Source organism: Pseudomonas sp. GD03858, from assembly GCF_029840925.1.
Classification (GTDB): Bacteria; Pseudomonadota; Gammaproteobacteria; order Pseudomonadales; family Pseudomonadaceae; genus Aquipseudomonas.
In genome coordinates this window covers 12,221-34,185 of the sequence record NZ_JAOCDM010000050.1, presented here as the reverse complement: position 1 = coordinate 34,185, position 21,965 = coordinate 12,221, and the positions used below count along the sequence as shown (strand labels likewise).

Below are 21,965 nucleotides of genomic sequence, written 5' to 3'. Positions count from 1 at the left end.
CCGCTTCGCAGCCCTTTCGCGACACAAGGCCGCTCCTACAGGGGCCTATGAACGCCGAGAAAATCAGGGTTCCAGCCGCGCCTGCAACTGCTCCAGCCCATCGTTGAGCGCCTGCTCCAGCTCACGCTTGTAGCGCAGGTACAGGCTGGTGGAGCCCTGCTCGTCCTCCAGCAGCTCGGACAGGTCGAGGTCGGTGATGTAGCAGCGGTAATTGCCGCTGCTGCGGCGCTGGCGGAGGATCTGCCGGGCGACCGCGGCATACAGCTGGTCGCCATGTTCCAGTTCGGAGAACTCCTGCTGGTCGCAATAGAGCGTGACGTGCACCCCTTCGCCCGCGCCGGCCTGGAGGATCGCCTGGACCTCGTAGTACGCCTGGGCGTGGCTGTCCTGTGGTATCGGACGAGGCTCCAGGCTGCGTGCCTTGCCGGCCCCGGAGGGCAGCAACTGGTAGTAGAGGATGTCCAGCGACGCCTGCTGCAGGCTGTCCAGGGGCAGCTGCGCGTCGCGGCGCATCACCATCGATTGCAGGAAGCGCTGCAGTGGCAGCAGCAGGTGGCGTTCGTCCTGCAGGGGGAGGCGCTGCCGCCAGAGCGCGTTGTGCTCGTCCAGCACGTATAGCTCGGCCCAGCCGTCGAGCAGGCGGTAGAACACCTGGATGCAGCGAGGTTGGCCCTGGGCTAGCAGCAGTGGCAGGTCATGATCCAGCAGGGCCTGGGCATCCAGGTGCAGTGGGCTGTAGCGGCTGCGTTCTTCGCCGAGCGCATCGAGCAGCGCGTCGTGGTCGTCGAGGCTGGCCAGGGTGACCAGTCCTGGCTGCAGGTCGAAGATGTGCGTGCATTGGGCCACCTGCAGCAGGTAGCGCTGATTCGGGCTCTGGTCGAGCAGGCGTTGCGTGGTGTCGAAGATCTCCTCGACCCGCTGGCCGATGGCCTGGGCGCGATTGTGGCAGAAGCAGCGTACCCGGACCCGCGGTCGCTGGCTGCGCTGGCCGAGGGCGTTGAGGTGATCACGCAGGCAGCGCACCAGCGCATGCTCGCCGTCGTAGCGCTGCACCAGCACTTCATTCCAGCTGTTGAGGGTGATCTGGTCGAGGGTCAGCACCAGGTTTTCGCGCACGCCGGCGTAGCTCAGTGAGTCGGTGCGCTCGGTGGTCATCAGGATGTTCAGGTCGCGATGCTGGCGCAGCGGATCTACGCCGACATTGACCAGCAGCAGGATCTCGTCGGCGACGCTTGGCTGCAGCAGGCGCACCTCGCCGACCGTTTCCAGCGGTAGCGCAATGCTCTGCTGCAGGCTGCCGAGCAGGTTGAACAGCTCGAACTCGCTCAGGTCGCTGGCGCCCGGATGCAGGGCCAGGCGCGTGCTGCTGTCGATCACGCCATTGCGGTGCGCCCAGGCAAGCAGCTCGAGCAGCTCCCGGCAACGTTTGAGCGGGCTGAAATGCTCCCACTCGTGGACCCCCAGGTTGCCGTTGTACAGGCCCCAGTGGTACGTGCCTGGCTCCTTGCGATTGGGCGATTGCACCAGGGTGAGGGTGTCTTCGGCCAGGTCCGGGGCAATGCCTGGGTTGATCACCTCGATTTTGCCGGCGCGGCGTTCGAAGGCGGCATACAGGCGCCGACCAAGCACGTTGAGGTCGCGCTGGTCGGCGCGGCTGTTGGCGTTCTGCAGGCGGGCGAATTGGGTAAGGAAGCGGTAGCTGTGGTTCAACTCGGCCACCAGCTCGCGGCGCTCGACCGCCACCTGGCGCACCTTCCACTGGCTGCGACTGTCGAGCAGGGCCAGCTGGCGCTCGTCCCAGCCCCACTCCTCGGTCAGGCGCGCGAGCAGCTGGCGTTGCCAGCCGCCACTGCGGGCGCGGCCCGGATCGCCGAGCTTCTTGTTCACCTTCAGGTACAGGCTGCGCCGCACCAGCTCCAGGCGCGCCGGCTCGCCGCGCTGCAGCAGGTAGCGTTCGATGCGGCGATAGACCATCACGTAGGGATCGAGCTCGTCCAGGTCCAGCTGGTTGGCGAACACGGCCTGCTTGTAGTCCAGGCTCAGGCAGCGCACGTCCGGGTGCTCGCTGGCGTAGGCCTCGGTGAGCAGCAGCTTGAGCAATGACTTGTAGGGCGAGTCGATGCCCTTGAACAACTGCCACAGCCCGGCCCCGACGAACTCGCTTGGCGGGATGTGCGCCAGGTGACCGAGGTCGAGGTCGTCCTGGGGGCGGATGAAACGCTTGGAGAGCAGCGTCTGGGTGTAGTCGCGATAGTTGTGTTCCTGATAGACCGGCACCAGCCACCATAGCGGTGTGCGCCCGGCCAGCCAGATGGCGGTGCGGTAGAACTCGTCGAGCAATAGATAATGCTGGGTGGTGCCGCAGTCGTCGGAGCTGAGCTGGCTGTCGCGCTCGCCCTGGACGAAGCCCTGGGGCTCGATCAGGAAGAAATGCGCCTCGGCGCCCTGGCTCGCGGCCCATGCCTCGAGCAGTTGGCATTTGCGCCGCAGCTCGGCCAGCGCCTGCTCGTCCAGCTCGGGTGCGTGGCAGACCCACAGGTCCATATCACTCTGTTCGGCCTGGGCCAGGGTGCCGAGGCTGCCCATCAGGAACAGGCCGTGGATTGGCTGCGGCGGATTGCCGTGGCGCGCCTTGTAGGTGAAGGAGCGGGTCAGGCGCTGGGCTTCGGCCAGCAGGTCGTTGTCGGGTTCGAAGCCGGATACGCCGGCGGGGGTGGTGCCCGAGACATAGCCCGGCAACAGCGGGTGATTGACGTGGAAGAACAGTGGCAGCAGGGTGAGGACCTGCTGCTGGCGCGTGGACAGCCCTTCCATTGCTCGTGCCAGGCGGCCCTGGTTGATCTTCAGGAAGCGCGCGCGCAGCTTGGACAGTTCCTTGCGGTCGATGCCTTGATCGAGATCGGGGCGGATTTCATGAGGGTGGTTCATTGCGCACTCAGGCAGGCCGGGAGGAGCACTGGCGAGTTTAGCCTGAGTGGGGCGGTCGGATAAGAGGCTGGTGGCTTTTTGACGTCAGATTTATAGCGTGCGTCTGGGGCATCGCAGGGCTAGCCCGCTCCCACGGGGGGGCGGGCTTGGTGAACTCAGGCAGGCTGTGGGGTTTTAAGGACCCTGAGGAGCAACTGCACACTTTCGGCGGCGTCAGTGCCCAGGCTGGTGAGGTAGCCGCCGTCGGGTTGGTCAGTGAGACCTTTGTCGTGCAGGCGCTTGGCTGCGGCGACCAATGCCGGGGAGGCGTCGCTACAAACCTTGATGCCTTCCTGGTGACTGTCCAGGTTGAACTGGGCGAGCACTTCCAGTTCGGCGATCAGTTCGGGGTTGAAGGGCATGGGCTACTCCTGACTTCGAGACAAGGATGGAAGTCAGGAGTGTAGTCAGGTTTATTCGATGTCGCCTTGATCCGCCTCAGGTGGCAGCTCCGGCAGGGCGCGCAGGGCGGTTTCATACCATTCGGTGTCGAACGGGCGGTCTTCGTCGAGCATGGCGTCGATCTCGATGGCCAGCACATGGGCCATGAGGTTGAGGATGTCCTCGCGCTCGTAGCCGACCAGGGTCAGCTTGTTGAAGGTGGCCTTGGCCGCTGGCGGCTCGCCGCTTTCGATCTGGTTCTCGATGGCCTGGGTCAGTGTCGCCTCGGCGAAGTCTTCGTCGGCATTGTCGATGTCGGTGGGCTCGCTCATGGCGTTACTCCTGTGGTGGGAGGCACAGTGTGCCACGCCTGTGCTGGCAATGCCCGGTCATCGATGCCGGGCATGGAACTGGCCAAGGGTGGGGAAGGGGGCTATAAAAGCCGGGCCATCCCCACACGGCCTTGGAGGCTGTCTCAATGCTCAAGCTTCATGGATTCGCGGTCAGCAACTACTACAACATGGTCAAGCTGGCCTTGCTGGAGAAAGGCGTGCCCTTCGAAGAGGTGCCGTTCTTTGGCGGCCCAGCCCCCGAGGCCCTGGCCAAAAGCCCGCGCGGCAAGGTGCCGGTGCTGCAGACCGAGCACGGTTTCATCAGCGAGACCGGGGTCATCCTCGACTACATCGAGCAGACCCAGCCGGGCAAGGCGCTGCTGCCGGCCGATGCCTTCGGGCAGGCCAAGGTGCGCGAGCTGCTGCGGGAAATCGAGCTGTATATCGAGCTGCCGGCGCGTACCTGCTACGCCGAGGCGTTCTTCGGCGCGGCGGTGGAACCGCTGATCAAGGAGCGGGCGCGGGCGGACCTGCTGGCGGGCTTCGCCACCCTCAAGCGCAACGGACGGTTCCAGCCTTACGTGGCCGGTGAGCAACTGACCATCGCCGACCTGATGTTCTGCTTCTCGGTCGACCTGGCGTGCGCGGTGGGCAAGAAGGTGCTGAACATCGACTTCCTGGCGGACTTCCCGGAAGCGCGGGCGCTGTTGCAGCTGCTGGGCGAGAACCCGCACATGGCGCGGATCGTGGCGGACAAGGATGCGGCGATGCCGGCGTTCCTCGAAATGATCAAGAACAAGCGCTGAAGGTCTGAAAAGGGGGGGCTGCCTTGCAGCCCATTCGCGGGCAAGCCCGCTCCCACAGGGATTTGCACATTCCCTGTGGGAGCGGGCTTGCCCGCGAACGAGGGCGCAGCCCTCGCGATACAGCTTAACGCGAAGCCAGCAGGGCCTTGCCGCGAACCACTGCCGCGCGCACCTGGGCCGGCGCGGTGCCGCCGATGTGGTTGCGGGCATTCACCGAACCTTCCAGGGTCAGCACGGCGAACACATCCTGCTCGATCTGGTCGCTGAACTGGCGCAGCTCGTCCAGGCTCATCTCCGCCAGGTCCTTGCCGGTATCGACGCCGTACTTCACCGCATGGCCGACGATCTCGTGGCAGTCACGGAACGGCAGGCCACGGCGCACCAGGTAGTCGGCAAGGTCCGTGGCAGTGGAGAAGCCGCGCAGCGCCGCCTCGCGCATGATCGCGTGCTTGGGCTTGATCGCCGGGATCATGTCGGCGAAGGCGCGCAGCGAGTCGCGCAGGGTGTCGGCGGCGTCGAACAGCGGCTCCTTGTCTTCCTGGTTGTCCTTGTTGTAGGCCAGCGGCTGGCCTTTCATCAGGGTCAGCAGGCCGGTCAGGGCGCCGAACACACGGCCGCTCTTGCCGCGCACCAGCTCGGGTACGTCAGGGTTCTTCTTCTGCGGCATGATCGAGCTGCCGGTGCAGAAGCGATCGGGCAGGTCGATGAACTGGAACTGCGCGCTGGTCCACAGCACCAACTCTTCGGAGAAGCGCGACAGATGCATCATGGCAATGCTGGCGGCGGCGCAGAATTCGATGGCGAAGTCACGGTCCGAGACGCCGTCCAGCGAGTTGCCGGCCACGGCTTCGAAGCCCAGCAGCTTGCAGGTCAGTTCGCGGTCGATCGGGTAGGTGGTGCCAGCCAGCGCGGCGCTGCCCAGGGGCATGCGGTTGGCGCGCTTGCGGCAGTCCACCAGGCGCTCGTAGTCGCGGCTGAGCATTTCGAACCAGGCCAGCAGATGGTGGCCGAAGGTGACCGGTTGGGCGGTCTGCAGGTGGGTGAAGCCGGGCATGATGGTCTCGGCTTCGCGCTCGGCCTGCTCCAGCAGGCCTTTCTGCAGGCGGGTGATCTCGCCCAGGATCACGTCAATCTCATCGCGCAGCCACAGACGAATATCGGTGGCCACCTGGTCGTTGCGGCTGCGGCCGGTGTGCAGCTTCTTGCCGGTGATGCCGATGCGGTCGGTCAGGCGCGCCTCGATGTTCATGTGCACGTCTTCCAGATCGACGCGCCAGTCGAAGGTACCAGCCTCGATTTCGCCCTGGATGGTCTTCAGGCCATCGACGATCGCGTCACGCTCGGCCTCGCTGAGCACGCCGACCTGCGCCAGCATGGTGGCGTGGGCGATCGAACCCATGATGTCGTGGCGGTACAGGCGCTTGTCGAAGTCGACCGAGGCGGTGAAACGGGCGACGAAGGCGTCGACGGGTTCACTGAAGCGGCCGCCCCAGGACTGATTGGTCTTGTCGGTGCTCATGGATTCACTCGTTGAAGGCGTGAACGGAAAAAGTGGCGCCGATCATAGCAGGGTTGCGCCCAGCGCCGCAGGGCGCTGGTCGTGAGAATCGTCCGATAAAGAAGGGGTGCGGCATATTCATCGATTGAACGGCAGTGTTCCACGGACCGTCTACAGTTGGACAAAGGGCTGGCGGTGAATCTGCCAGGCCAGTGAATCTTTGGCCTTCGCACCGGTCTGTAGCGTGACCGCGTTTCGGTCGTCCCACATTTGTCTACGCTATACCCGTGCGAGACTCACTCAGGAATCCAGCGCAATTATGAATGTCCTGATCGTTGATGATGAACCCCAGGCCCGCGAGCGACTGAGCCGGCTGCTCGGCGAGCTGGAGGGCTACACCGTGTTGGAGCCCAGCGCCACCAACGGCGAGGAGGCCCTGGCCCTGATCGAAAGCCTGAAACCCGACGTGGTGCTGCTGGATATCGGCATGCCGGGCCTCGATGGCCTGCAGGTCGCCGCCCGGCTGTGCGAGCGCGAGTCGCCGCCGGCGGTGGTGTTCTGCACCGGCGATGACGAATATGGTTCGGAGGCATTCAGGGAGAGCACCCTGAGCCATGTCGTGAAGCCCATCCAGGGCCAGGCCCTGCGCGATGCCCTGCGCCGGGCGGAAAAACCCAACCGTGCCCAGTTGGCGGCGTTGACCCGCCCCACCAGTGACGTCGGCGGCGGCCCGCGCAGCCATATCAGTGCGCGTACGCGCAAGGGCATCGAGCTGATCCCCATTCCGCAAGTCATCTATTTCATCGCGGACCACAAATACGTCACCCTGCGCCATGAGGCCGGTGAAGTGCTGCTCGACGAACCGCTCAAGGACCTGGAGGACGAGTTTGGCGAGCGCTTCGTGCGCATTCATCGCAACGCGCTGGTTGCTCGTGAGCGCATCGAACGGCTGCAGCGCACGCCGCTGGGGCATTTCCAGCTTTACCTGAAGGGCCTGGAGGGCGATGCCCTGACCGTCAGCCGCCGGCATGTGGCCGGGGTACGCAAGATGATGCAGAACCTGCACTGAGGGTGTCCGCACAAAACTGTGATTCTGCTCGGCCCTTGTAGGAGCGGCCTTGTGTCGCGATAGGGCCGCAAAGCGGCCCCAGGGTTTCAGCGACGATGCTTGAATTGCTGGGGCCGCTGTGCGGCCCTATCGCGACACAAGGCCGCTCCTACACCAGGCCGCGCCTGAGCTATTGATCCGTATCTGCAAGCGATACTGACGATGCTGTTATCATCGGCGGTATTTCTCTGGATCGGGGCGTTTCATGTCCACTCGCGAAATCCGCATTGCCACCCGTAAAAGTGCCTTGGCCCTGTGGCAGGCCGAATACGTCAAAGCCCGCCTGGAACAGGCCCATCCCGGCATCCGGGTGAGCCTGGTGCCGATGGTCAGCCGTGGCGACAAGTTGCTCGATGCGCCGCTGGCGAAGATCGGCGGCAAGGGCCTGTTCGTCAAGGAGCTGGAAACCGCCCTGCTCGACGACGAGGCCGACATCGCCGTGCATTCGATGAAGGACGTGCCCATGGACTTCCCCGACGGCCTGGGCCTCTACTGCATCTGCGAGCGGGAAGACCCGCGCGACGCCTTCGTTTCCAACACCTTCGCCAGCCTCGAGGCCTTGCCGGCCGGCAGCATCGTCGGCACCTCCAGCCTGCGCCGCCAGGCCCAACTGCTGGCGCGCCGACCCGACCTCGAGATCCGCTTCCTGCGCGGCAACGTCAACACCCGCCTGGCCAAGCTCGATGCCGGTGAGTACGACGCCATCATTCTTGCCGCCGCCGGCCTGATCCGCCTCGGTTTCGAAGACCGCATCACCTCGAGCATCAGCGTCGAGGACAGCCTGCCGGCCGGTGGCCAGGGCGCGGTGGGCATCGAGTGCCGTAGCGCCGACAGCGAGATCCACGCCTTGCTGGCGCCGCTGCACCATGTCGACACCGCCGACCGGGTGGTGGCCGAGCGGGCGCTGAACAAGCACCTCAACGGCGGCTGCCAGGTGCCGATCGCCTGCTACGCGGTGCTCGAAGGCGAGCAGCTGTGGCTGCGCGGCCTGGTTGGCCAGCCCTCCGGCGGTACCCTGCTGGTGGCCGAGGCCCGGGCGCCGCGTACCGATGCCGAGCGCCTGGGCGTGCGGGTAGCCGAAGACCTGCTCGGGCAGGGCGCCGAGGCGATCCTCAAGGAAGTCTATGGCGAGGCCGGCCACCCGTGAGCCCCTGGCGCCTGCTGCTGACGCGCCCTGAAGAGGACTGCGCGGCGCTGGCGCAGACGCTGGCCGCTGCCGGCGTCGCCAGCGCTAGCCTGCCGTTGCTGACTATCGAGGCGATCGCGCCGGACCCTGCGCAGTTGCAGCGCCTGCGCTCGATTGGCGAGGCCCAGGCGATCATCGTGGTGAGCAAGTCTGCGGCTCGCCTGCTGCTCGAGCAGCTCGCCCAGGCAGGCGTGACGCCGCCGCGTGAAGGCTGGTTCAGCGTGGGCGAGGCGACGGCGCGAATCCTCCAGGAGCAAGGGTTGCAGGTGAGCTTTCCGGCGACCGGCGACGACAGCGAAGCCCTGCTCGAACTGCCTGCCCTGGGTGCGTCGCTCGCGGTGCCGGCCCCCCGGGTGCTCATCGTTCGCGGCCTCGGAGGTCGCGAACTGCTGGCCGAGCGTCTTGCCGAGCAAGGTGCTAGTGTCGATTATCTGGAACTGTATCGCCGCTGCCTGCCGGATTATCCGGCCAATGCCCTCGTCCAGTGCATCGCGGGGGAACGCCTCAATGGCCTGGTGGTCAGCAGTGGGCAGGGGCTTGAACACTTGCACCGCCTGGCGGGCGCGGACTGGCCGAGGCTTTGCCGCTTGCCGCTGTTCGTGCCCAGCCCTCGGGTGGCCGAGCAGGCCCGTGCGCTCGGGGCGAAAGAAATTGTGGATTGTCGTGGCGCCAGCGCCGCGGCCTTGCTGGCAGCCGTGCAGCGAACCGCTGCGCCTGCCCCTTAAGGCGCTAAGCTAGAGAGCGATGCGCCACCATGCAAAGGATGGATACGTGAGCGAAACTGTCTTGTCCAACACCGAACAGCCCTCGGCGCCTGAGGCGCCGCAATCCAACGCCGCCAACCCCGCCCGACGCTCCGGCAATGGCTTGGCGCTGCTGGCCCTGCTGCTGGGCGCCGCCGGCGTCGCGGTCGGCGGCTGGGGCGTCTGGCAAGTACGTCAACTGCAAGGCAGCGAGCAAGGCCAGGGCGAGCACCTGCAAGCCCTCAACCAGCGCGCCGACGCGTTGCAGCAGCGCGAGCAGCAACTCAGCGCGCAACTGGCCAGCCTGCCGGCGGCCAGCGAACTGGAGGACCGTCGCCGGCTGGTGGCGCAGTTGCAGGGTGATCAGCAGCGTCTGAGCCAGCGCCTGGAAACCGTGCTCGGTGAAAGCCGCAAGGAGTGGCGCCTGGCCGAGGCCGAGCACCTGCTGCGCCTGGCGACCCTGCGCTTGTCGGCCTTGCAGGACATCGCCAGCGCCAAGGCGCTGGTCGAGGGAGCCGACGAGATCCTGCGCGAGCAGAGCGACCCCGGCGCCTTCGCCGCCCGCGAACAGCTGACCCGCAGCCTGGCGACGCTCAACAGCACCCAGCAGCCGGACCGTACCGGACTGTTCCTCAAACTGGCCGCCCAGCGTGAGCTGGTCCAGCAGCTCAGCGCCCAGTCGCCGGAGTTCGACAGCAAGGCCGACGCCATGGGCGCGCTGACCGCCGACGGCGACGGCGCCAGCCGCTGGTCGCAGTGGTGGGCCGAGATATCCAAGTACTTCCAGGTCGAGTTCAATGCCGATGACAACGTGCGCCCGCTGCTTTCCGGGCAGTCGCTCAACCAGCTGCGCCTGGCCTTGAGCCTGACCATCGAGCAGGCCCAGTGGGCGGCGCTCAATGGCGACGCCAAGGTCTATGCCCAGGCGCTGGACGACGCGCGCAGCGTGCTGCTGGCCAACTTCAACCCGGACAACCCACAGAGCAAGGCGATGCTCGACAGCCTCAACCAGCTGGCCGAGCAACCGGTGTCGGTGGTCACTCCCGACCTGAGCGAGAGCCTGGCCGCGGTGCAGGCCTATATCCAGCGTCGTGACCTGCCGGCTGCCGCCGAGGGGAGCAAGCCATGAAGCGCGTCTACCTGCTGGCGGTGCTGGCGATCGTGATCGCCGCGGCGCTGGGCATCGCCATCGCCAAGCACAGCGGCTACGTGCTGATCGCCTATGGCGGTTTCCGCTATCAGTCCGGGCTGTGGGCGGCGCTGGGGGCGTTGGCGGGAATCATCCTGCTGCTGCTTTTGCTGCGCTACCTGGTCGGCCTGGTGCTGACCTCCTCCGGGGTGGTCAATCCGTGGTCGCGGCGCAATCGCAGCCGGCGAACACGCATCGCTGTCGAGCAGGGCCAACTGGATCTCGCCGAAGGCCGCTGGGCCAGCGCCCAGCGTCATCTGCAGCGCGCAGCCGAGGCCGATCGCCAGCCATTGCTGTACTACCTTGGCGCCGCCCGCGCGGCCAACGAGCTGGGCCGCGTCGAAGAGCGCGACAACCTGCTCGAACGTGCCCTGGAGCGCCAGCCCCAGGCCGAGCTCGCGATCGCCCTCACGCATGCCCAGTTGCAAATGGACCGTGGCGAGAGCGAGGGCGCGCTGGAAGCGCTGCAGGCCATGCAAGAGCGCCACCCGCACAATGCACAGGTGCTGCGTTTGCTGCAGCGCCTGCACCTGGAGCATGGCGACTGGCCGGCGCTGATCCGTCTGCTGCCTGACCTGCGCAAGTACAAGGTGCTGCCGCCAGCCGAGCTGGCCGATCTGGAGCAGCGGGCCTGGGGGCAGAACCTCGGGCTGGCGGCGAGTCGTGGCGACGATGCGCAGACGGCGCGCCAGGGGCTCGAACGCGCCTGGCAGCAGTTGACCGCGGCCCAGCGCCAGGAGCCGCAACTGGTGTCGGCCTATGCCGAGCAACTGCGTCAGAGCGGCGCCCAGGGTGAAGCCGAGCAGGTGCTGCGCGCGGCGCTCAAGCGCGGCTACGAAAGCCATCTGGCGCGCCTCTACGGCCTGGTGCGCGGCGACGATCCGGCGCGGCAGCTGCAAACCGCCGAGGGCTGGCTCAAGGATCACCCAGAGGACCCGAGCCTGCTGCTCACCCTCGGCCGACTGAGCTTGCAGAACCGCCTCTGGGGCAAGGCGCGCGACTACCTGGAAAGCAGCCTGCGTCTGGAGCGCAATCCGGAGGCCTGTGCCGAGCTGGCGCGCCTGTTGGCCGGGTTGGGTGAGACCGAGCGCAGCAACCAGCTGTTTCAGGAGGGTCTGGGGCTGTTGGATGAGCGCCTGCTGGCGTTGCCGCTGCCTGAGGGTGTCAGGGCCTGAGAGGGCATTGGGGCCGCCAGGCGGCCCCTGTCGTCAGCGCTGAAATCAGTCTTGCGGAATTTTCCTGCCTGCATGTCAGACTATTCCTGCTTTCAGTGAAATTGATTCGCTCCCCAATTAGCGACTTGTCCGCTCTGTAGCGCCTTGATACAAAGCGCTCCTTTCCTCTACCGTTTCAACCCACTTCCCCTCTCGCGGACATCCAATACTCATGTCGCTGGCCTGCTTGCGCAGCTTTTTCTTTCCCGCTTTCCTGGCATCGCTGGCGGTGCTGGCGGCCTCGTTTCGCCTCGAGTCGGTCGTCGGCCTGGTGCCTTGCGCGCTATGTTTCAGCCAGCGCCTGATGCTGGGGCTCTACGCACTGGTGTGCCTGGCCTGCGCCGTGCACGCTCCCGCTTCGCGAGGCCAGCGTGGCTATGCCTGGTCGGCGCTGTGCGTGGCGGCGGGCGGCGCGCTGCTGGCGGGGCGGCATGTCTGGTTGCAAGGCGATCCGCTGGCCGTCGATGGCTGCCAGTTGCCGTTGGGCTCGCTCATGCAACGTCCGCTGGGCGAGATGCTGCACCTGTTCCTGTTGGGCAGCCCCGACTGCGTGTCCATCAGCTGGAGTTTTCTCGACCTGACCTTGCCCGAGTGGAGCCTGTTGGCCTTCCTGCTGTTGGCGGCGCTGCCCCTGTCCTGGCTGGTGGCGTATCGTTTCCGCTACCACGCGGCAGTTTGATCCAGGGCAATGTGCCCGGTATTGCGCGACCAGCGGTGGGCAGGGCGGGGATTAAACGCTTGTATGAACTTTGTCTGCTGCGTACCTTGATGGGCAGGTCGCGCGGGAATAATCTCCCAGCACGCTTATCGAAAACACAACTGCTTGATGCCGTCTGCTGATGTCACTTTTGTGCCACGGTGTTGTGTCGCGAAGTGCAGCGGCATCTATCCAGAAGGGATGAGATCGCCATGCTCGATAGTTGCCAGAACGCCCAGGAACGCTGGGGCGGTGTTCACAAGCTGATCGATCGTTGGCTGGAGGAGCGCCAGGAGCTGGTGCATGCCTTCCGCGCTTTGCGCGATGCCAAGCCGGCCTTTGCCGACAAGGACAAGAACCGCGACTTCTGCGCGCTCCTGGTCGATTATGTCTCGGCCTGGCACTTCGAGGTCAGCGAGCAGTTGGTCAGCGAAGCCAAGGCCTTTGGCGACACCAAGGCTCTGGAACTGGCTACGCAGATCAACCCGCGCATCGACGACAGCACCCAGATCGCGCTGGCCTTCAATGATCATTGCGAGAAGGGCGAGTGCACCGACCCTGAGCGTTTCGCCGATAAATTGGGCAAGCTGGGCGGCCTGCTGCGCGAACGCTTCGAGTTGGAGGACTGCCTCATCGAAGTGCTGCACACCGCGCACAAGGAAGAGGACGCGGTGCAGGCCTGACTCAGTCGGCCACCGCCAGCAGTTCGATCTCGAATACCAGCGGGGTGTAGGGCGCGATCAGGTCGCCCGCACCTTCCGCGCCATAGGCCTGGGCAGAAGGAATCACCAGCCGCCATTTCGATCCGGCCTTCATCTTCGGCAATGCCACCTGCCAGCCCTCGATCACCGAGTCCAGCTTGAACCACTGTGGTTGCTGGTTCTGGTCGAACACCGTGCCATCCGGCAGCCTTCCCACGTAACGTACCTGCACGCTGCCCGTGGCTTTGGGTTGGGCGCCGTTGCCGCTGGCCAGCTCGCTGTAGAGGATGCCTTCGGGCAACGCGCGCACGCCGGCCTTGGCGCGCTCGCCGGCCATGAAGCGTTTTTCGCTGTTCAGCAATTTATCGACTTCGGCCTGCTCGGCGGTGGCATTGGCCTGTTGGTCATGTTGCTGGAGGATGGCCTGCATGCGTGATTTGTCGATCCGTGGCGGCTGGCCCTGGTAGGCCTGGCGCAGGCCCTCGACCAGCGCGTCCATTTGCAGGCCGGGTACTTCCGCGCGCAGCCGTTCACCCAGGCTGGAGCCGATGCTGTACGCAAGGTCATTGTCGTTGACGGGACTGGTTTCGGCGCTGGCCATTGGCAGATTGGCCGCCAGGCACAGGCCGAAAATCAGGTAACGGGGCATGGTCGACTCCTGCTGCAATGAGCGCGAAGTATGCCAGCCTTGTCGACGAATAATGCGTAAATATCAGCAACACATTAATCGGCAACTACACTTGTTTTCTGCTGCAAGACAACAACTTTGCCCAGGCATGCAACGCGGCGCTATCGAGACGGTCAACATGCCCTAGCGGCGGTAGCAGCAGAAGCATAGTATGAGCCGCACTCTCGTCAGCCAGGAGGTAAACCATGTCGGCCAAAAAGAAGCCAGTAAGTACGCCGTTGCACCTGCTCCAGCAACTTTCGGGCAGCCTGCTCGAACATTTGGAAGATGCCTGCTCCCAAGCGCTGGCGGATGCCGAGAAACTGCTGGCCAAGTTGGAAAAACAACGTGGCAAGGCGCAGGAAAAACTGCATAACGCGCGCTTGAAGTTGCAAGATGCCGCCAAAGCCGGCAAGGCCAAGGCACAAGGCAAGGCGCAAAAAGCCGCCGGTGAACTTGAACACCTGCTCGACGCTTTGAAAGATCGCCAGGCCCAGACCCGTACTTATATCCAGCAACTCAAGCGCGATGCCCAGGAGAGCCTGAAGCTGGCGCAAGGTGTCGGCAAGGTCCGCGAGGCCGCGGGCAAGGCACTGGATGCGCGTACCGTTGCACCGAAAGCGGCTGCCAAGCCTGCCGCGAAGCCAGCTGCCGCCAAGGCTCCGGCCAGGACCGCCGCCGCGAAACCAGCCGCCAAGCCTGCCGCGAAACCGGCTGCCGCCAAGGCCCCGGCCAAGCCTGCCGCTGCGAAGCCAGCCGCCAAACCTGCCACGGTCAGCAAGCCCGTCGACAGCAAGCCAGCCACGCCGTCCGCCAGCACATCGGCGCCAGTGGCCAGCACCCCGGCCGCACCTGCCAGCACCCCGGCTCAGTCGCCGTCCTCGGCCTCCTGAAGCCTCTGTGCCGCGACGCGCAGCTGTTGCAGCGCGTCGTGGTTCCAGGCCTGGTCCGGCGCGAGCCGGGCCAGCCAATCCGCTCCAGTGTTCTCTCCGGCTGGCCAGCCTTCGGCCAGGTGCTGCAGGCGTTCCAGCAAGGCGCGCTCACTCTGCAGCTCCAACGCCTTCACCTGCTCACGCAACGCATCCAGCCGCGGATCCGTCGAGGCCTGCTCGCGCCACTGCCGGCGTAGCATACGCAAGGGGGTGACCACCTCTTGCTGCCATGGCCCGGCCAGTGCCTGCAAGGCCAGCACGCGCTGTGCGTCAGGCGCCACGCCGCGTGCCTGCAGCCAAGTACCGCACAGCAGCAGGCAAACGTCGCCACCCAATGCCTGTAGCGTCAGGCAGGCAGCTTCTACCCCCGGCCGCGCGTAGAGGGCCAGGGCATGTTTCCACAGGTCGGTGTGCATGGTTTCACTCACGCCAGTGATCGGCGAAGCTGGTAGACTCCGCGACCATCATGATCAGACTATCGAACCTCACTTTACAGCGTGGTCCGCAGCGCCTGCTAGAAGGCGCCGAGATGACCCTGCACGCCGGCCACAAAGCCGGCCTGATCGGTGCCAACGGCGCCGGCAAATCCAGCCTGTTCGCACTGCTGCGCGGTGAGCTGTCACCCGACGCCGGCGACTGCCAGCTGCCCGGCGACTGGCGCATCGCCCACATGCGCCAGGAGGTCGATACCCTCGACCGCGTTGCCGTGGACTATGTGCTCGATGGCGACGCCCGCCTGCGCAAGGTCCAGGCCGAGCTCGCCGCCGCCGAGCAGGCCCACGATGGCACCGCTCTGGCGCGCCTGCACAGTGAGCTGGACAGCGCCGACGGCTACACCGCCGATGCCCGCGCGCGCAAGCTGCTGGCCGGCCTGGGCTTTACCAACGAGCAGATGGACCGGCGTGTCGGCGATTTCTCCGGTGGCTGGCGGATGCGCCTGAACCTGGCCCAGGCGCTGATGTGCCCATCGGACCTGCTGCTGCTCGACGAGCCCACCAACCACCTGGATCTCGACGCCATCCTCTGGCTGGAAGAGTGGCTCAAGGGCTACCCGGGCACGCTGCTGCTGATCTCCCATGACCGCGACTTCCTCGATGCCGTGGTCGACCATGTGCTGCACGTCGAGCAGCGCAAGCTGAACCTCTACAAGGGTGGCTACAGCGCCTTCGAGCGCACCCGCGCCGAACGGCTGGCGCAACAGCAGCAGGCCTACGAGAAGCAGCAGGCGCAGCGCGCGCACATGGAAAAATATATCGCCCGCTTCAAGGCCCAGGCCACCAAGGCCCGCCAGGCGCAGAGCCGGATCAAGGCCCTGGAGCGCATGGAGGAGCTGTCGGCGGCCCACGTCGATTCGCCGTTCGACTTCGTCTTTCGCGAGTCGGAGAAGATCTCCAGCCCGCTGCTCGACCTGTCCGAAGGTCGTCTGGGCTATGGCGACAAGGCGGTGCTGGAAAAGGTCAAGCTGCAGCTGGCGCCTGGCGCGCGCATCGGCCTGCTCGGTCCCAACGGCGCGGGCAAGTCGACCCTGATCAAGAACCTCGCCGGCGAGCTGCAACCGCTGTCCGGGCGCCTGGTGCGCGGCGAGAACCTCGCCGTCGGCTACTTCGCCCAGCACCAGCTCGACTCGCTGGACGACAAGGCCAGCCCGTTGCTGCACCTGCAGCGCATCGCCCCGGGTGAGCGCGAGCAGACCCTGCGCGACTTTCTCGGCGGTTTCGACTTCCATGGCAACCGTGTCGACGAGCCGGTGGTGAATTTCTCCGGTGGCGAAAAGGCCCGCCTGGCCCTGGCGCTGATCGCCTGGGAGCGGCCCAACCTGCTGCTGCTCGACGAGCCGACCAACCACCTCGACCTGGAGATGCGCCTGGCGCTGACCATGGCCCTGCAGGAGTTCGCCGGCGCCGTGGTGGTGGTCTCCCACGACCGTCACCTGCTCAAGAGCACCACCAACGACTTCCTGCTGGTGGCCGATGGCAAGGTCGACACCTTCGACGGCGACCTGGACGACTACAGCCGCTGGCTGGTCGAGTTCCGTCAGCGCAACGCGCCTGCGAGCAGCGCGCCCGTCAACCCGGACAAGACCGACAAGAAGGCCCAGCGCCAGGCTGCCGCCGCCCTGCGCCAGCAGTTGGCGCCGCACAAGAAGGCGGCCGACAAGCTGGAGGCCGAGCTCAACCAGGTGCATAAGGAACTGGCCGAGATCGAAACGGCGTTGGGCGACAGCGGTCTGTACGAAGCCTCGCGCAAGGATGAGCTGCGCGACTTGCTGGCCCGCCAGACCAAGCTCAAGCAACGCGAAGGCGAGCTTGAGGAAGCCTGGATGGAAGCCCTGGAAACGCTGGAAAGCATGCAGGCCGAGCTCGAGGCGCTGTCCTGATGGAGGAGCTGCGTTCGCTGCTGCCGGGGCAGTGGATGGACACGTTCTGGCTGGGGCTGCAGATCCTGCTGATCCTGATCGCCGCGTTCATCCTGCAGCGTATGGTTGCCCGCGGGCTGCGCAGCCTGGGCGAGCGCTACCCGTTGCCGCACGAGCTGATGGTGCCGGTGCGTGGCGCCCTGCGCTGGCTGATCATGGGCAGCGCGCTGCTGTTCGTGCTGGAGCGCATGGGCGTGTCCGCCACTGTGCTGTGGACGGCGCTGTCGGGCTTCGTCGCGGTGGCGGCGGTGGCGTTCTTCGCCATCTGGAGCGTGCTGTCCAACCTGTTGTGCGCGGTATTGATCTTCACGGTCGGGCCGTTTCGCATCGGCGATGTGGTCGAGCTGGTGGACACCCTCGACAAACCGGGAGTGAAGGGCCGCGTCATCGCCATCAACCTGCTGTACACCACGCTGATGGAAACGCCGGAGGCGGGCGGGGCGCTGGTGCAGGTGCCGAACAGCCAGTTCTTCCAGAAGGCGGTGCGGCGTTGGCGGGGGACCGAGGTGGTGGCCGTGGCGAAGGATTCTGTCGTCGAGGCTGACTGAGGCATCGTTGATACCTGTTCGGCCGCCTTCGCGGGTAATGCGTATACCCTGTGGGAGCGGGTTTACCCGCGAAGAGGCCCGCAGAGACACTGCAAAAACCACTGGTTATTTTTTCGCCAACACCTTAGCTTAACGTTTTGCAACAAACGTTCGAGCGAGGTGTGCGATGTCGATGGAAACGTGGTTGGCCTTCTTTGCCGCGTGCTGGGTGATCAGCCTGTCGCCGGGTGCCGGGGCCATTGCCTCGATGTCCAGCGGCTTGCAGTACGGTTTCTGGCGCGGTTACTGGAACGCCCTGGGCCTGCAGCTGGGCCTGATCGTGCAGATCGCCATCATCGCCGCCGGTGTCGGCGCCATTCTCGCCGCGTCGGCCACCGCCTTCCAGCTCATCAAGTGGTTTGGCGTCGCCTACCTGGTCTACCTCGCCTACAAGCAGTGGCGCGCGCTGCCGATGGACATGAACGACGAATCCGGCGTGCGGCCGATCGGCAAGCCGCTGAGCCTGGTGTTCCGTGGTTTTCTGGTCAACGTCAGCAACCCCAAGGCGTTGGTGTTCATGCTCGCGGTGCTGCCGCAGTTCATCAACCCGCACGAGGCGTTGCTGGCGCAGTACGTGGCGATCACCGTGACCATGATCAGCGTCGACATGCTGGTCATGGCGGGCTACACCGGGCTGGCCTCGCGAGTGCTGCGACTGCTGCGCACGCCGAAGCAGCAGAAGCGCCTGAACCGCACCTTTGCCGGGCTGTTCATCGGTGCGGCGACCTTCCTGGCGACCCTGCGCCGGGCGCCGATCTGATTGATTGTGCAGGCCCATTCGCGGGCAAGCCCGCTCCCACAGGTTAATCACTGCCCTTCAGAACAGTGGAGTACCTGTGGGAGCGGGCTTGCCCGCGAATGCCGCGCCGCTATTTCTGTTTGTCCACCAGCCCCTTGAGCAGATCCAGCGGCAGCGGAAACACGATGGTCGAGCTCTTGTCCCCGGCGATCGTGCCCAGCGTCTGCATGTAGCGCAGCTGCATCGCTCCGGGCTCCTTGCCCAGCATCTGCGCGGCCTGCATCAGTTTCTCCGACGCCTGCAGCTCGCCCTCGGCATGGATTACCTTGGCCCGCCGTTCCCGTTCGGCCTCGGCCTGGCGGGCGATGGCACGGACCATCGATTCGTTGAGGTCGACGTGCTTGATCTCGACGTTGGCCACCTTGATGCCCCAGGCGTCGGTCTGCGCGTCGAGCACCTCGCGGATGTCCGAATTCAGTTGCTCGCGCTCGGCCAGCAGTTCGTCCAGCTCGTGCTTGCCGAGCACGGCGCGCAGGGTGGTCTGGGCCAGCTGGCTGGTGGCCGCGAGAAAGTCCTCGACCTGGATGATCGCCTTCTGCGGATCGAGCACGCGAAAGTACAGCACGGCGTTGACCTTGACCGAGACGTTGTCGCGGGTGATCACATCCTGGGGCGGCACGTCGAGCACCACGGTGCGCAGGTCGACGCGGACCATCTGCTGGATCCCCGGGATCAGGATGATCAACCCCGGCCCCTTGACTTGCCAGAAGCGCCCCAGTTGGAACACCACCCCGCGCTCGTATTCGCGCAGGATGCGCAGCGCCGACAGCAGCAACACCGCCAGCAGCACCAGCACGGTGCCGAAACCGAATTGCACGAACATGTTCACTCTCCTTGCGCCGTGGGCGCGGTGGCGCTGACCTCCAGAGTCACGCCGTTGCGCGCGGTCACCCGCACGTGCTGGCCGGGTTGCAGCGGCGTCGCGCAACGCGCCTGCCATTCTTCGCCCTGGGCCTGGACCGAGCCGCAGAACGGGTTGTCCGCGCGCACCAGGGTCACCGTGGCCAGGCTGCCGACCAGCCCGGCGTCACCGCTGACCACTGCACGCCTGCGCGCTTTTATCGCCATGCCCAGCACGCCACCGAGCAGCAGCGCGGAAACCATCGCGAGGCTGACGATCAATGCCAGGGGGATGCCGAAGCCGGGGGCGTCGGTGTCCATCAGGATCACCGCGCCGACCACGAAGGCGACTACGCCGCCCAAGCCGACCACGCCGAAGCTGGGCAGGAATGCCTCGGCGATCATGAACGCCAGGCCGAGCAGGATCAGCGCCATTCCGGCATGGTTCACCGGCAGCAGTTGCAGGGCGTATAGCGCCAGCAGCAGGCAAATGCCGCCAATCACCCCGCCGACACCAGAGCCCGGGTTCATGAATTCGAAGAGCAGGCCGTACACGCCGATCATGATCAGGATCAGCGCCACGCTGGGGTTGGTGATCACCGCCAGCAGCCGCGTGCGCCAGTCCGGCAGGTGCTCGCTCACGCTGGCGCCGACGGTTTGCAGCCGCACGGTCTGGCCAGCGACGACCAGCGATCTGCCATCGAGCTGGCGCAGCAGGTCTGGCAGGTCGTTGGCGAGCAGGTCGACCACCTTCAGGCGCAGTGCCTCGCTGGCCGGCAGGCTGACCGCCTCGCGCACGGCCTTTTCCGCCCAGTCGGCGTTACGCCCGCGCAGCTCGGCGAGGCCGCGGATGTAGGCGGCGGCATCATTGATCTGTTTGCGCGCGAGGGTGTCTTCTTCGTTGTTGGCGGGTGCTTTGTCGCCTTGGCCAGGGGCGCCGATCTGCACGGGGGTGGCGGCGCCCAGGTTGGTTCCGGGCGCCATGGCCGCGACATGGCTGGCATACAGGATATAGGTGCCAGCGCTCGCCGCTCGCGCACCGCCTGGGGCGACGTAGGTGACCACCGGTATCGGGCTGGCGAGGATGGCCTTGATGATCTGACGCATGGCGCTGTCCAGCCCGCCAGGGGTGTCGAGGCGGATCACCACCAGTTGCGCGTCCTGCGCCTGGGCCTGTTCCAGGCCGCGCAGCAGATAGTCGGCGCTGGCCGGGCCGATCGCGTCGTCGATACTCAGCAACCAGACACTGGCGCCTGGCGCGGCATGGCCGGCCGGGGCGAGCCCCAGCAACAGTGACAACAGCAGTACGCGCCAGCCGTGAGCGATCACCTGTCGTCACCTCGTGCGGACCAGTCCCTGAAGTTTAGTCGTGCCTGACCGCCCACGGCCTAAACTTGAGGATGGGGGCAGAACCGGAGGTGCATCATGCGTATGGCCAAGACCCTTCAGCAGCGCCTGGACCAGGCCAACTGCGACTACGACATCATTCCCCATCCCCACTCGGCCACCAGCCTGGAGTCGGCACGCACGGCCGGCGTGCCCGCCGAGCGGGTCGCCAAGTCGGTGATGCTCGATGACCGCCATGGCAACTACATCATGGCCGTGCTGCCGGCCAACCGGCACCTGGACATGAGCGAGGTGCGCATGACCGGCGCCTGGCAGCTGACCCGCGAGAGCAACCTGCCGAGCCTGTTCGGTGATTGCGAGCGTGGGGCGATTCCGGCACTGGGCGACGCCTACAACATCCCCATGCTGCTCGACCGCAATCTTACCCGCCAGGGCGATGTCTATCTCGAGGCAGGTGATCACGATCACCTTATCCACATGAGCATGGAGCAATACTTGAAACTGGTGCCGCACGCCGAAGTGCGCGAACTGAGCTGATGCTCGCAACCCACACCGGGCTGGCGTCGTGGACGATCGGCCCGGCCATAGGAGTGAATCATGGAAGCGCCGATCCACAAGTTTTCCGAACTGTTCAAGCAACTGGGCCTGCCGGACGATGCGCTGGGCATCGACCAGTTCATCACCAGCCATTCGCCGCTCAAGGGTGATGTGAAGCTGGTGGATGCGCCGTTCTGGAACGAGTCCCAGCGCTCGTTCCTCAAGGACAGCATCAACGAGGATGCCGATTGGGCGGAGCTGTTCGATCAACTCAACGAAGCGCTGCGCCGTCCTCGCCAATAAAGCGCCGAGTGGCACCTGATGGGTGATCGGGCCGTTGCTATGCTCAGGGAAAACAAGAGGGGATGGCGCAATGAAAGATCCCTACGCACCTGGCTTCTGGTGCACCGTGACGATCCTGGGCACCCTGACTGCCGGCTACTTCTACGGTATCCGGCACACCCACACGATGAACCACGCCGTGCAGTTTCTCTATGCCGCCGCCGCCGTGACCGCGGCGGTGGCGTTGTGCGGTCTGGCGTGGGTCGCCTGGCAGCAGCTGCACCTGAACAAGCGTGAAGTGGCCCAAGGCCGAACGTTGCTGACCATCTGGAACACCAAGGTCGCCCTGCGCCGGGTCGAGACCGTGTTCGACCGTTACTTCTGGGGCAGTTACTGGCATTCCGGACGTACCTTCGAAGAGGTGATGGGCGAGCTCAAGGGCACGCCGCTGGAGCAGAGCCTCGACGCTCTCAAGCGTCAGTGCCGGGAGCTCGATCGGGAGGTTCACGATCATCACCACCATTGGCTGGCCAATGCCCGGGACCTTTCCAGCGTGGCCACGGCCATGGCCCGTGAGCGCTATCAGCTGGACCTGTGCGATGCGCCGGTGCGTGAGGGTGGCAACACCGCCGTGCTCAACCGGGATCTGGAAGTGCTGGTGTACACCTGGTCGGCGCGCCTGCGCAGCTTCGACCATCAGCTGGACGAGCTGGAGCGCGCCTATCACTGAGCAGGG

At 65.6% G+C, this 21,965-nt stretch carries 23 protein-coding genes; 15 read left to right on the top strand and 8 right to left on the bottom strand.

The genetic code is table 11. The annotated features are described in order from the left end of the window. Positions 1-63: 63 nt before the first annotated feature. The 3 genes from N5D48_RS14645 to N5D48_RS14635 all read right to left on the bottom strand — a co-directional run bounded on the left by N5D48_RS14645 (position 64) and on the right by N5D48_RS14635 (position 3,680). Complete coding sequence (locus N5D48_RS14645; RefSeq protein WP_279885411.1) at positions 64-2,928, bottom strand: class I adenylate cyclase; 2,865 nt, start codon at positions 2,926-2,928, stop codon at positions 64-66. Positions 2,929-3,083: 155 nt separating this feature from the next. Continuing rightward, the gene (locus N5D48_RS14640; protein ID WP_279885409.1) at positions 3,084-3,329 is read right to left on the bottom strand and encodes a TIGR02647 family protein; all 246 of its coding nucleotides are present in this window, start codon (positions 3,327-3,329) and stop codon (positions 3,084-3,086) included. Positions 3,330-3,380: 51 nt separating this feature from the next. Continuing rightward, positions 3,381-3,680: a hypothetical protein gene (locus N5D48_RS14635; protein WP_279885407.1), complete on the bottom strand. Its 300-nt coding sequence runs from the start codon at positions 3,678-3,680 to the stop codon at positions 3,381-3,383. 146 nt (positions 3,681-3,826) lie between these two features. Here N5D48_RS14635 and N5D48_RS14630 point away from each other — a divergent pair, with 146 nt between their 5' ends. Continuing rightward, positions 3,827-4,486, top strand: a complete 660-nt coding sequence (locus N5D48_RS14630) for a glutathione S-transferase (RefSeq protein ID WP_279885405.1) — start codon at positions 3,827-3,829, stop codon at positions 4,484-4,486. Positions 4,487-4,610: 124 nt separating this feature from the next. Here the strand turns inward: N5D48_RS14630 and argH are convergent, their stop codons facing one another. Continuing rightward, positions 4,611-6,005 carry an argininosuccinate lyase gene (gene argH / locus N5D48_RS14625; protein ID WP_279885403.1) on the bottom strand — a complete coding sequence of 465 codons (1,395 nt, stop codon included), beginning with the start codon at positions 6,003-6,005 and terminating at the stop codon, positions 4,611-4,613. Positions 6,006-6,303: 298 nt separating this feature from the next. On the opposite strand from argH, the gene N5D48_RS14620 reads away from it, so the two are divergent. From N5D48_RS14620 to rsd, 7 genes are all read left to right on the top strand, one after another. Then, positions 6,304-7,053, top strand: coding sequence for a LytTR family DNA-binding domain-containing protein (locus N5D48_RS14620; protein ID WP_279885401.1), 750 nt, complete (start codon positions 6,304-6,306; stop codon positions 7,051-7,053). Positions 7,054-7,297: 244 nt separating this feature from the next. Beyond that, positions 7,298-8,239 (top strand): hydroxymethylbilane synthase, encoded by a 942-nt coding sequence (gene hemC, locus N5D48_RS14615; RefSeq protein WP_279885399.1) that lies wholly within the window; start codon positions 7,298-7,300, stop codon positions 8,237-8,239. Next, positions 8,236-9,003: a uroporphyrinogen-III synthase gene (locus N5D48_RS14610; RefSeq protein ID WP_279885397.1), complete on the top strand. Its 768-nt coding sequence runs from the start codon at positions 8,236-8,238 to the stop codon at positions 9,001-9,003. Before hemC ends, N5D48_RS14610 begins: the two co-directional genes overlap by 4 nt. Positions 9,004-9,049: 46 nt before the next feature. Next, the gene (locus N5D48_RS14605; RefSeq protein WP_279885395.1) at positions 9,050-10,150 is read left to right on the top strand and encodes a uroporphyrinogen-III C-methyltransferase; all 1,101 of its coding nucleotides are present in this window, start codon (positions 9,050-9,052) and stop codon (positions 10,148-10,150) included. Then, positions 10,147-11,385: a heme biosynthesis HemY N-terminal domain-containing protein gene (locus tag N5D48_RS14600; RefSeq protein ID WP_279885393.1), complete on the top strand. Its 1,239-nt coding sequence runs from the start codon at positions 10,147-10,149 to the stop codon at positions 11,383-11,385. Before N5D48_RS14605 ends, N5D48_RS14600 begins: the two co-directional genes overlap by 4 nt. 211 nt (positions 11,386-11,596) lie before the next feature. Then, the gene (locus N5D48_RS14595) at positions 11,597-12,103 is read left to right on the top strand and encodes a disulfide bond formation protein B (RefSeq protein ID WP_279885391.1); all 507 of its coding nucleotides are present in this window, start codon (positions 11,597-11,599) and stop codon (positions 12,101-12,103) included. A 230-nt stretch (positions 12,104-12,333) separates the two neighbouring features. Then, positions 12,334-12,804 carry a sigma D regulator gene (gene rsd / locus N5D48_RS14590; RefSeq protein WP_279885389.1) on the top strand — a complete coding sequence of 157 codons (471 nt, stop codon included), beginning with the start codon at positions 12,334-12,336 and terminating at the stop codon, positions 12,802-12,804. A 1-nt stretch (position 12,805) separates the two neighbouring features. Here rsd and N5D48_RS14585 read toward each other — a convergent pair whose 3' ends face one another. Further along, positions 12,806-13,471 (bottom strand): FKBP-type peptidyl-prolyl cis-trans isomerase, encoded by a 666-nt coding sequence (locus N5D48_RS14585; RefSeq protein ID WP_279885388.1) that lies wholly within the window; start codon positions 13,469-13,471, stop codon positions 12,806-12,808. 224 nt (positions 13,472-13,695) lie between these two features. On the opposite strand from N5D48_RS14585, the gene N5D48_RS14580 reads away from it, so the two are divergent. After that, entirely contained in the window at positions 13,696-14,382 is a 687-nt protein-coding gene (locus N5D48_RS14580) for an AlgP family protein (RefSeq protein ID WP_279885387.1), read from the top strand. Here the strand turns inward: N5D48_RS14580 and N5D48_RS14575 are convergent. Next, the gene (locus N5D48_RS14575) at positions 14,358-14,837 is read right to left on the bottom strand and encodes a TIGR02444 family protein (protein ID WP_279885386.1); all 480 of its coding nucleotides are present in this window, start codon (positions 14,835-14,837) and stop codon (positions 14,358-14,360) included. The genes N5D48_RS14580 and N5D48_RS14575 overlap by 25 nt on opposite strands. Before the next feature lie 50 nt (positions 14,838-14,887). On the opposite strand from N5D48_RS14575, the gene N5D48_RS14570 reads away from it, so the two are divergent. The 3 genes from N5D48_RS14570 to N5D48_RS14560 all read left to right on the top strand — a co-directional run bounded on the left by N5D48_RS14570 (position 14,888) and on the right by N5D48_RS14560 (position 18,184). Further along, complete coding sequence (locus N5D48_RS14570) at positions 14,888-16,798, top strand: ATP-binding cassette domain-containing protein (protein ID WP_279885383.1); 1,911 nt, start codon at positions 14,888-14,890, stop codon at positions 16,796-16,798. After that, positions 16,798-17,385, top strand: a complete 588-nt coding sequence (locus N5D48_RS14565) for a mechanosensitive ion channel family protein (RefSeq protein ID WP_279885381.1) — start codon at positions 16,798-16,800, stop codon at positions 17,383-17,385. The genes N5D48_RS14570 and N5D48_RS14565 overlap by 1 nt, the downstream gene beginning before the upstream one ends. A gap of 166 nt (positions 17,386-17,551) precedes the next feature. Continuing rightward, positions 17,552-18,184: a LysE family transporter gene (locus N5D48_RS14560; protein ID WP_279885379.1), complete on the top strand. Its 633-nt coding sequence runs from the start codon at positions 17,552-17,554 to the stop codon at positions 18,182-18,184. Positions 18,185-18,293: 109 nt separating this feature from the next. On the opposite strand, the gene N5D48_RS14555 is transcribed toward N5D48_RS14560, so the two are convergent. Both N5D48_RS14555 and N5D48_RS14550 read right to left on the bottom strand, forming a co-directional pair. Further along, complete coding sequence (locus N5D48_RS14555) at positions 18,294-19,046, bottom strand: slipin family protein (RefSeq protein WP_279885376.1); 753 nt, start codon at positions 19,044-19,046, stop codon at positions 18,294-18,296. Between the two features lie 2 nt (positions 19,047-19,048). Next, positions 19,049-20,392 carry a nodulation protein NfeD gene (locus tag N5D48_RS14550; protein WP_279885375.1) on the bottom strand — a complete coding sequence of 448 codons (1,344 nt, stop codon included), beginning with the start codon at positions 20,390-20,392 and terminating at the stop codon, positions 19,049-19,051. A 96-nt stretch (positions 20,393-20,488) separates the two neighbouring features. On the opposite strand from N5D48_RS14550, the gene N5D48_RS14545 reads away from it, so the two are divergent. The 3 genes from N5D48_RS14545 (at position 20,489) to N5D48_RS14535 (ending at position 21,959) form a co-directional block, all read left to right on the top strand. After that, a complete protein-coding gene (locus N5D48_RS14545) occupies positions 20,489-20,947 on the top strand; it encodes a YbaK/EbsC family protein (protein WP_279885372.1) in 459 nt (152 codons plus the stop codon). A 60-nt stretch (positions 20,948-21,007) separates the two neighbouring features. Further along, positions 21,008-21,250, top strand: a complete 243-nt coding sequence (locus tag N5D48_RS14540; protein ID WP_279885369.1) for a DUF2789 domain-containing protein — start codon at positions 21,008-21,010, stop codon at positions 21,248-21,250. Positions 21,251-21,320: 70 nt separating this feature from the next. Continuing rightward, positions 21,321-21,959: an NADH:ubiquinone oxidoreductase subunit N gene (locus N5D48_RS14535; RefSeq protein ID WP_279885368.1), complete on the top strand. Its 639-nt coding sequence runs from the start codon at positions 21,321-21,323 to the stop codon at positions 21,957-21,959. The last annotated feature ends 6 nt before the right edge of the window (positions 21,960-21,965 follow it).

Bases quoted from the DNA above. Each gene is read 5' to 3' on its own strand.
- N5D48_RS14645 (WP_279885411.1), bottom strand. From the start codon at position 2,928: ATGAACCACCCTCATGAAATCCGCCCCGATCTCGATCAAGGCATCGAC.
- N5D48_RS14640 (WP_279885409.1), bottom strand. From the start codon at position 3,329: ATGCCCTTCAACCCCGAACTGATCGCCGAACTGGAAGTGCTCGCCCAG.
- N5D48_RS14635 (WP_279885407.1), bottom strand. From the start codon at position 3,680: ATGAGCGAGCCCACCGACATCGACAATGCCGACGAAGACTTCGCCGAG.
- N5D48_RS14630 (WP_279885405.1), top strand. From the start codon at position 3,827: ATGCTCAAGCTTCATGGATTCGCGGTCAGCAACTACTACAACATGGTC.
- argH (WP_279885403.1), bottom strand. From the start codon at position 6,005: ATGAGCACCGACAAGACCAATCAGTCCTGGGGCGGCCGCTTCAGTGAA.
- N5D48_RS14620 (WP_279885401.1), top strand. From the start codon at position 6,304: ATGAATGTCCTGATCGTTGATGATGAACCCCAGGCCCGCGAGCGACTG.
- hemC (WP_279885399.1), top strand. From the start codon at position 7,298: ATGTCCACTCGCGAAATCCGCATTGCCACCCGTAAAAGTGCCTTGGCC.
- N5D48_RS14600 (WP_279885393.1), top strand. From the start codon at position 10,147: ATGAAGCGCGTCTACCTGCTGGCGGTGCTGGCGATCGTGATCGCCGCG.
- N5D48_RS14595 (WP_279885391.1), top strand. From the start codon at position 11,597: ATGTCGCTGGCCTGCTTGCGCAGCTTTTTCTTTCCCGCTTTCCTGGCA.
- rsd (WP_279885389.1), top strand. From the start codon at position 12,334: ATGCTCGATAGTTGCCAGAACGCCCAGGAACGCTGGGGCGGTGTTCAC.
- N5D48_RS14585 (WP_279885388.1), bottom strand. From the start codon at position 13,471: ATGCCCCGTTACCTGATTTTCGGCCTGTGCCTGGCGGCCAATCTGCCA.
- N5D48_RS14580 (WP_279885387.1), top strand. From the start codon at position 13,696: ATGTCGGCCAAAAAGAAGCCAGTAAGTACGCCGTTGCACCTGCTCCAG.
- N5D48_RS14575 (WP_279885386.1), bottom strand. From the start codon at position 14,837: ATGCACACCGACCTGTGGAAACATGCCCTGGCCCTCTACGCGCGGCCG.
- N5D48_RS14570 (WP_279885383.1), top strand. From the start codon at position 14,888: ATGATCAGACTATCGAACCTCACTTTACAGCGTGGTCCGCAGCGCCTG.
- N5D48_RS14565 (WP_279885381.1), top strand. From the start codon at position 16,798: ATGGAGGAGCTGCGTTCGCTGCTGCCGGGGCAGTGGATGGACACGTTC.
- N5D48_RS14560 (WP_279885379.1), top strand. From the start codon at position 17,552: ATGTCGATGGAAACGTGGTTGGCCTTCTTTGCCGCGTGCTGGGTGATC.
- N5D48_RS14555 (WP_279885376.1), bottom strand. From the start codon at position 19,046: ATGTTCGTGCAATTCGGTTTCGGCACCGTGCTGGTGCTGCTGGCGGTG.
- N5D48_RS14545 (WP_279885372.1), top strand. From the start codon at position 20,489: ATGCGTATGGCCAAGACCCTTCAGCAGCGCCTGGACCAGGCCAACTGC.
- N5D48_RS14540 (WP_279885369.1), top strand. From the start codon at position 21,008: ATGGAAGCGCCGATCCACAAGTTTTCCGAACTGTTCAAGCAACTGGGC.
- N5D48_RS14535 (WP_279885368.1), top strand. From the start codon at position 21,321: ATGAAAGATCCCTACGCACCTGGCTTCTGGTGCACCGTGACGATCCTG.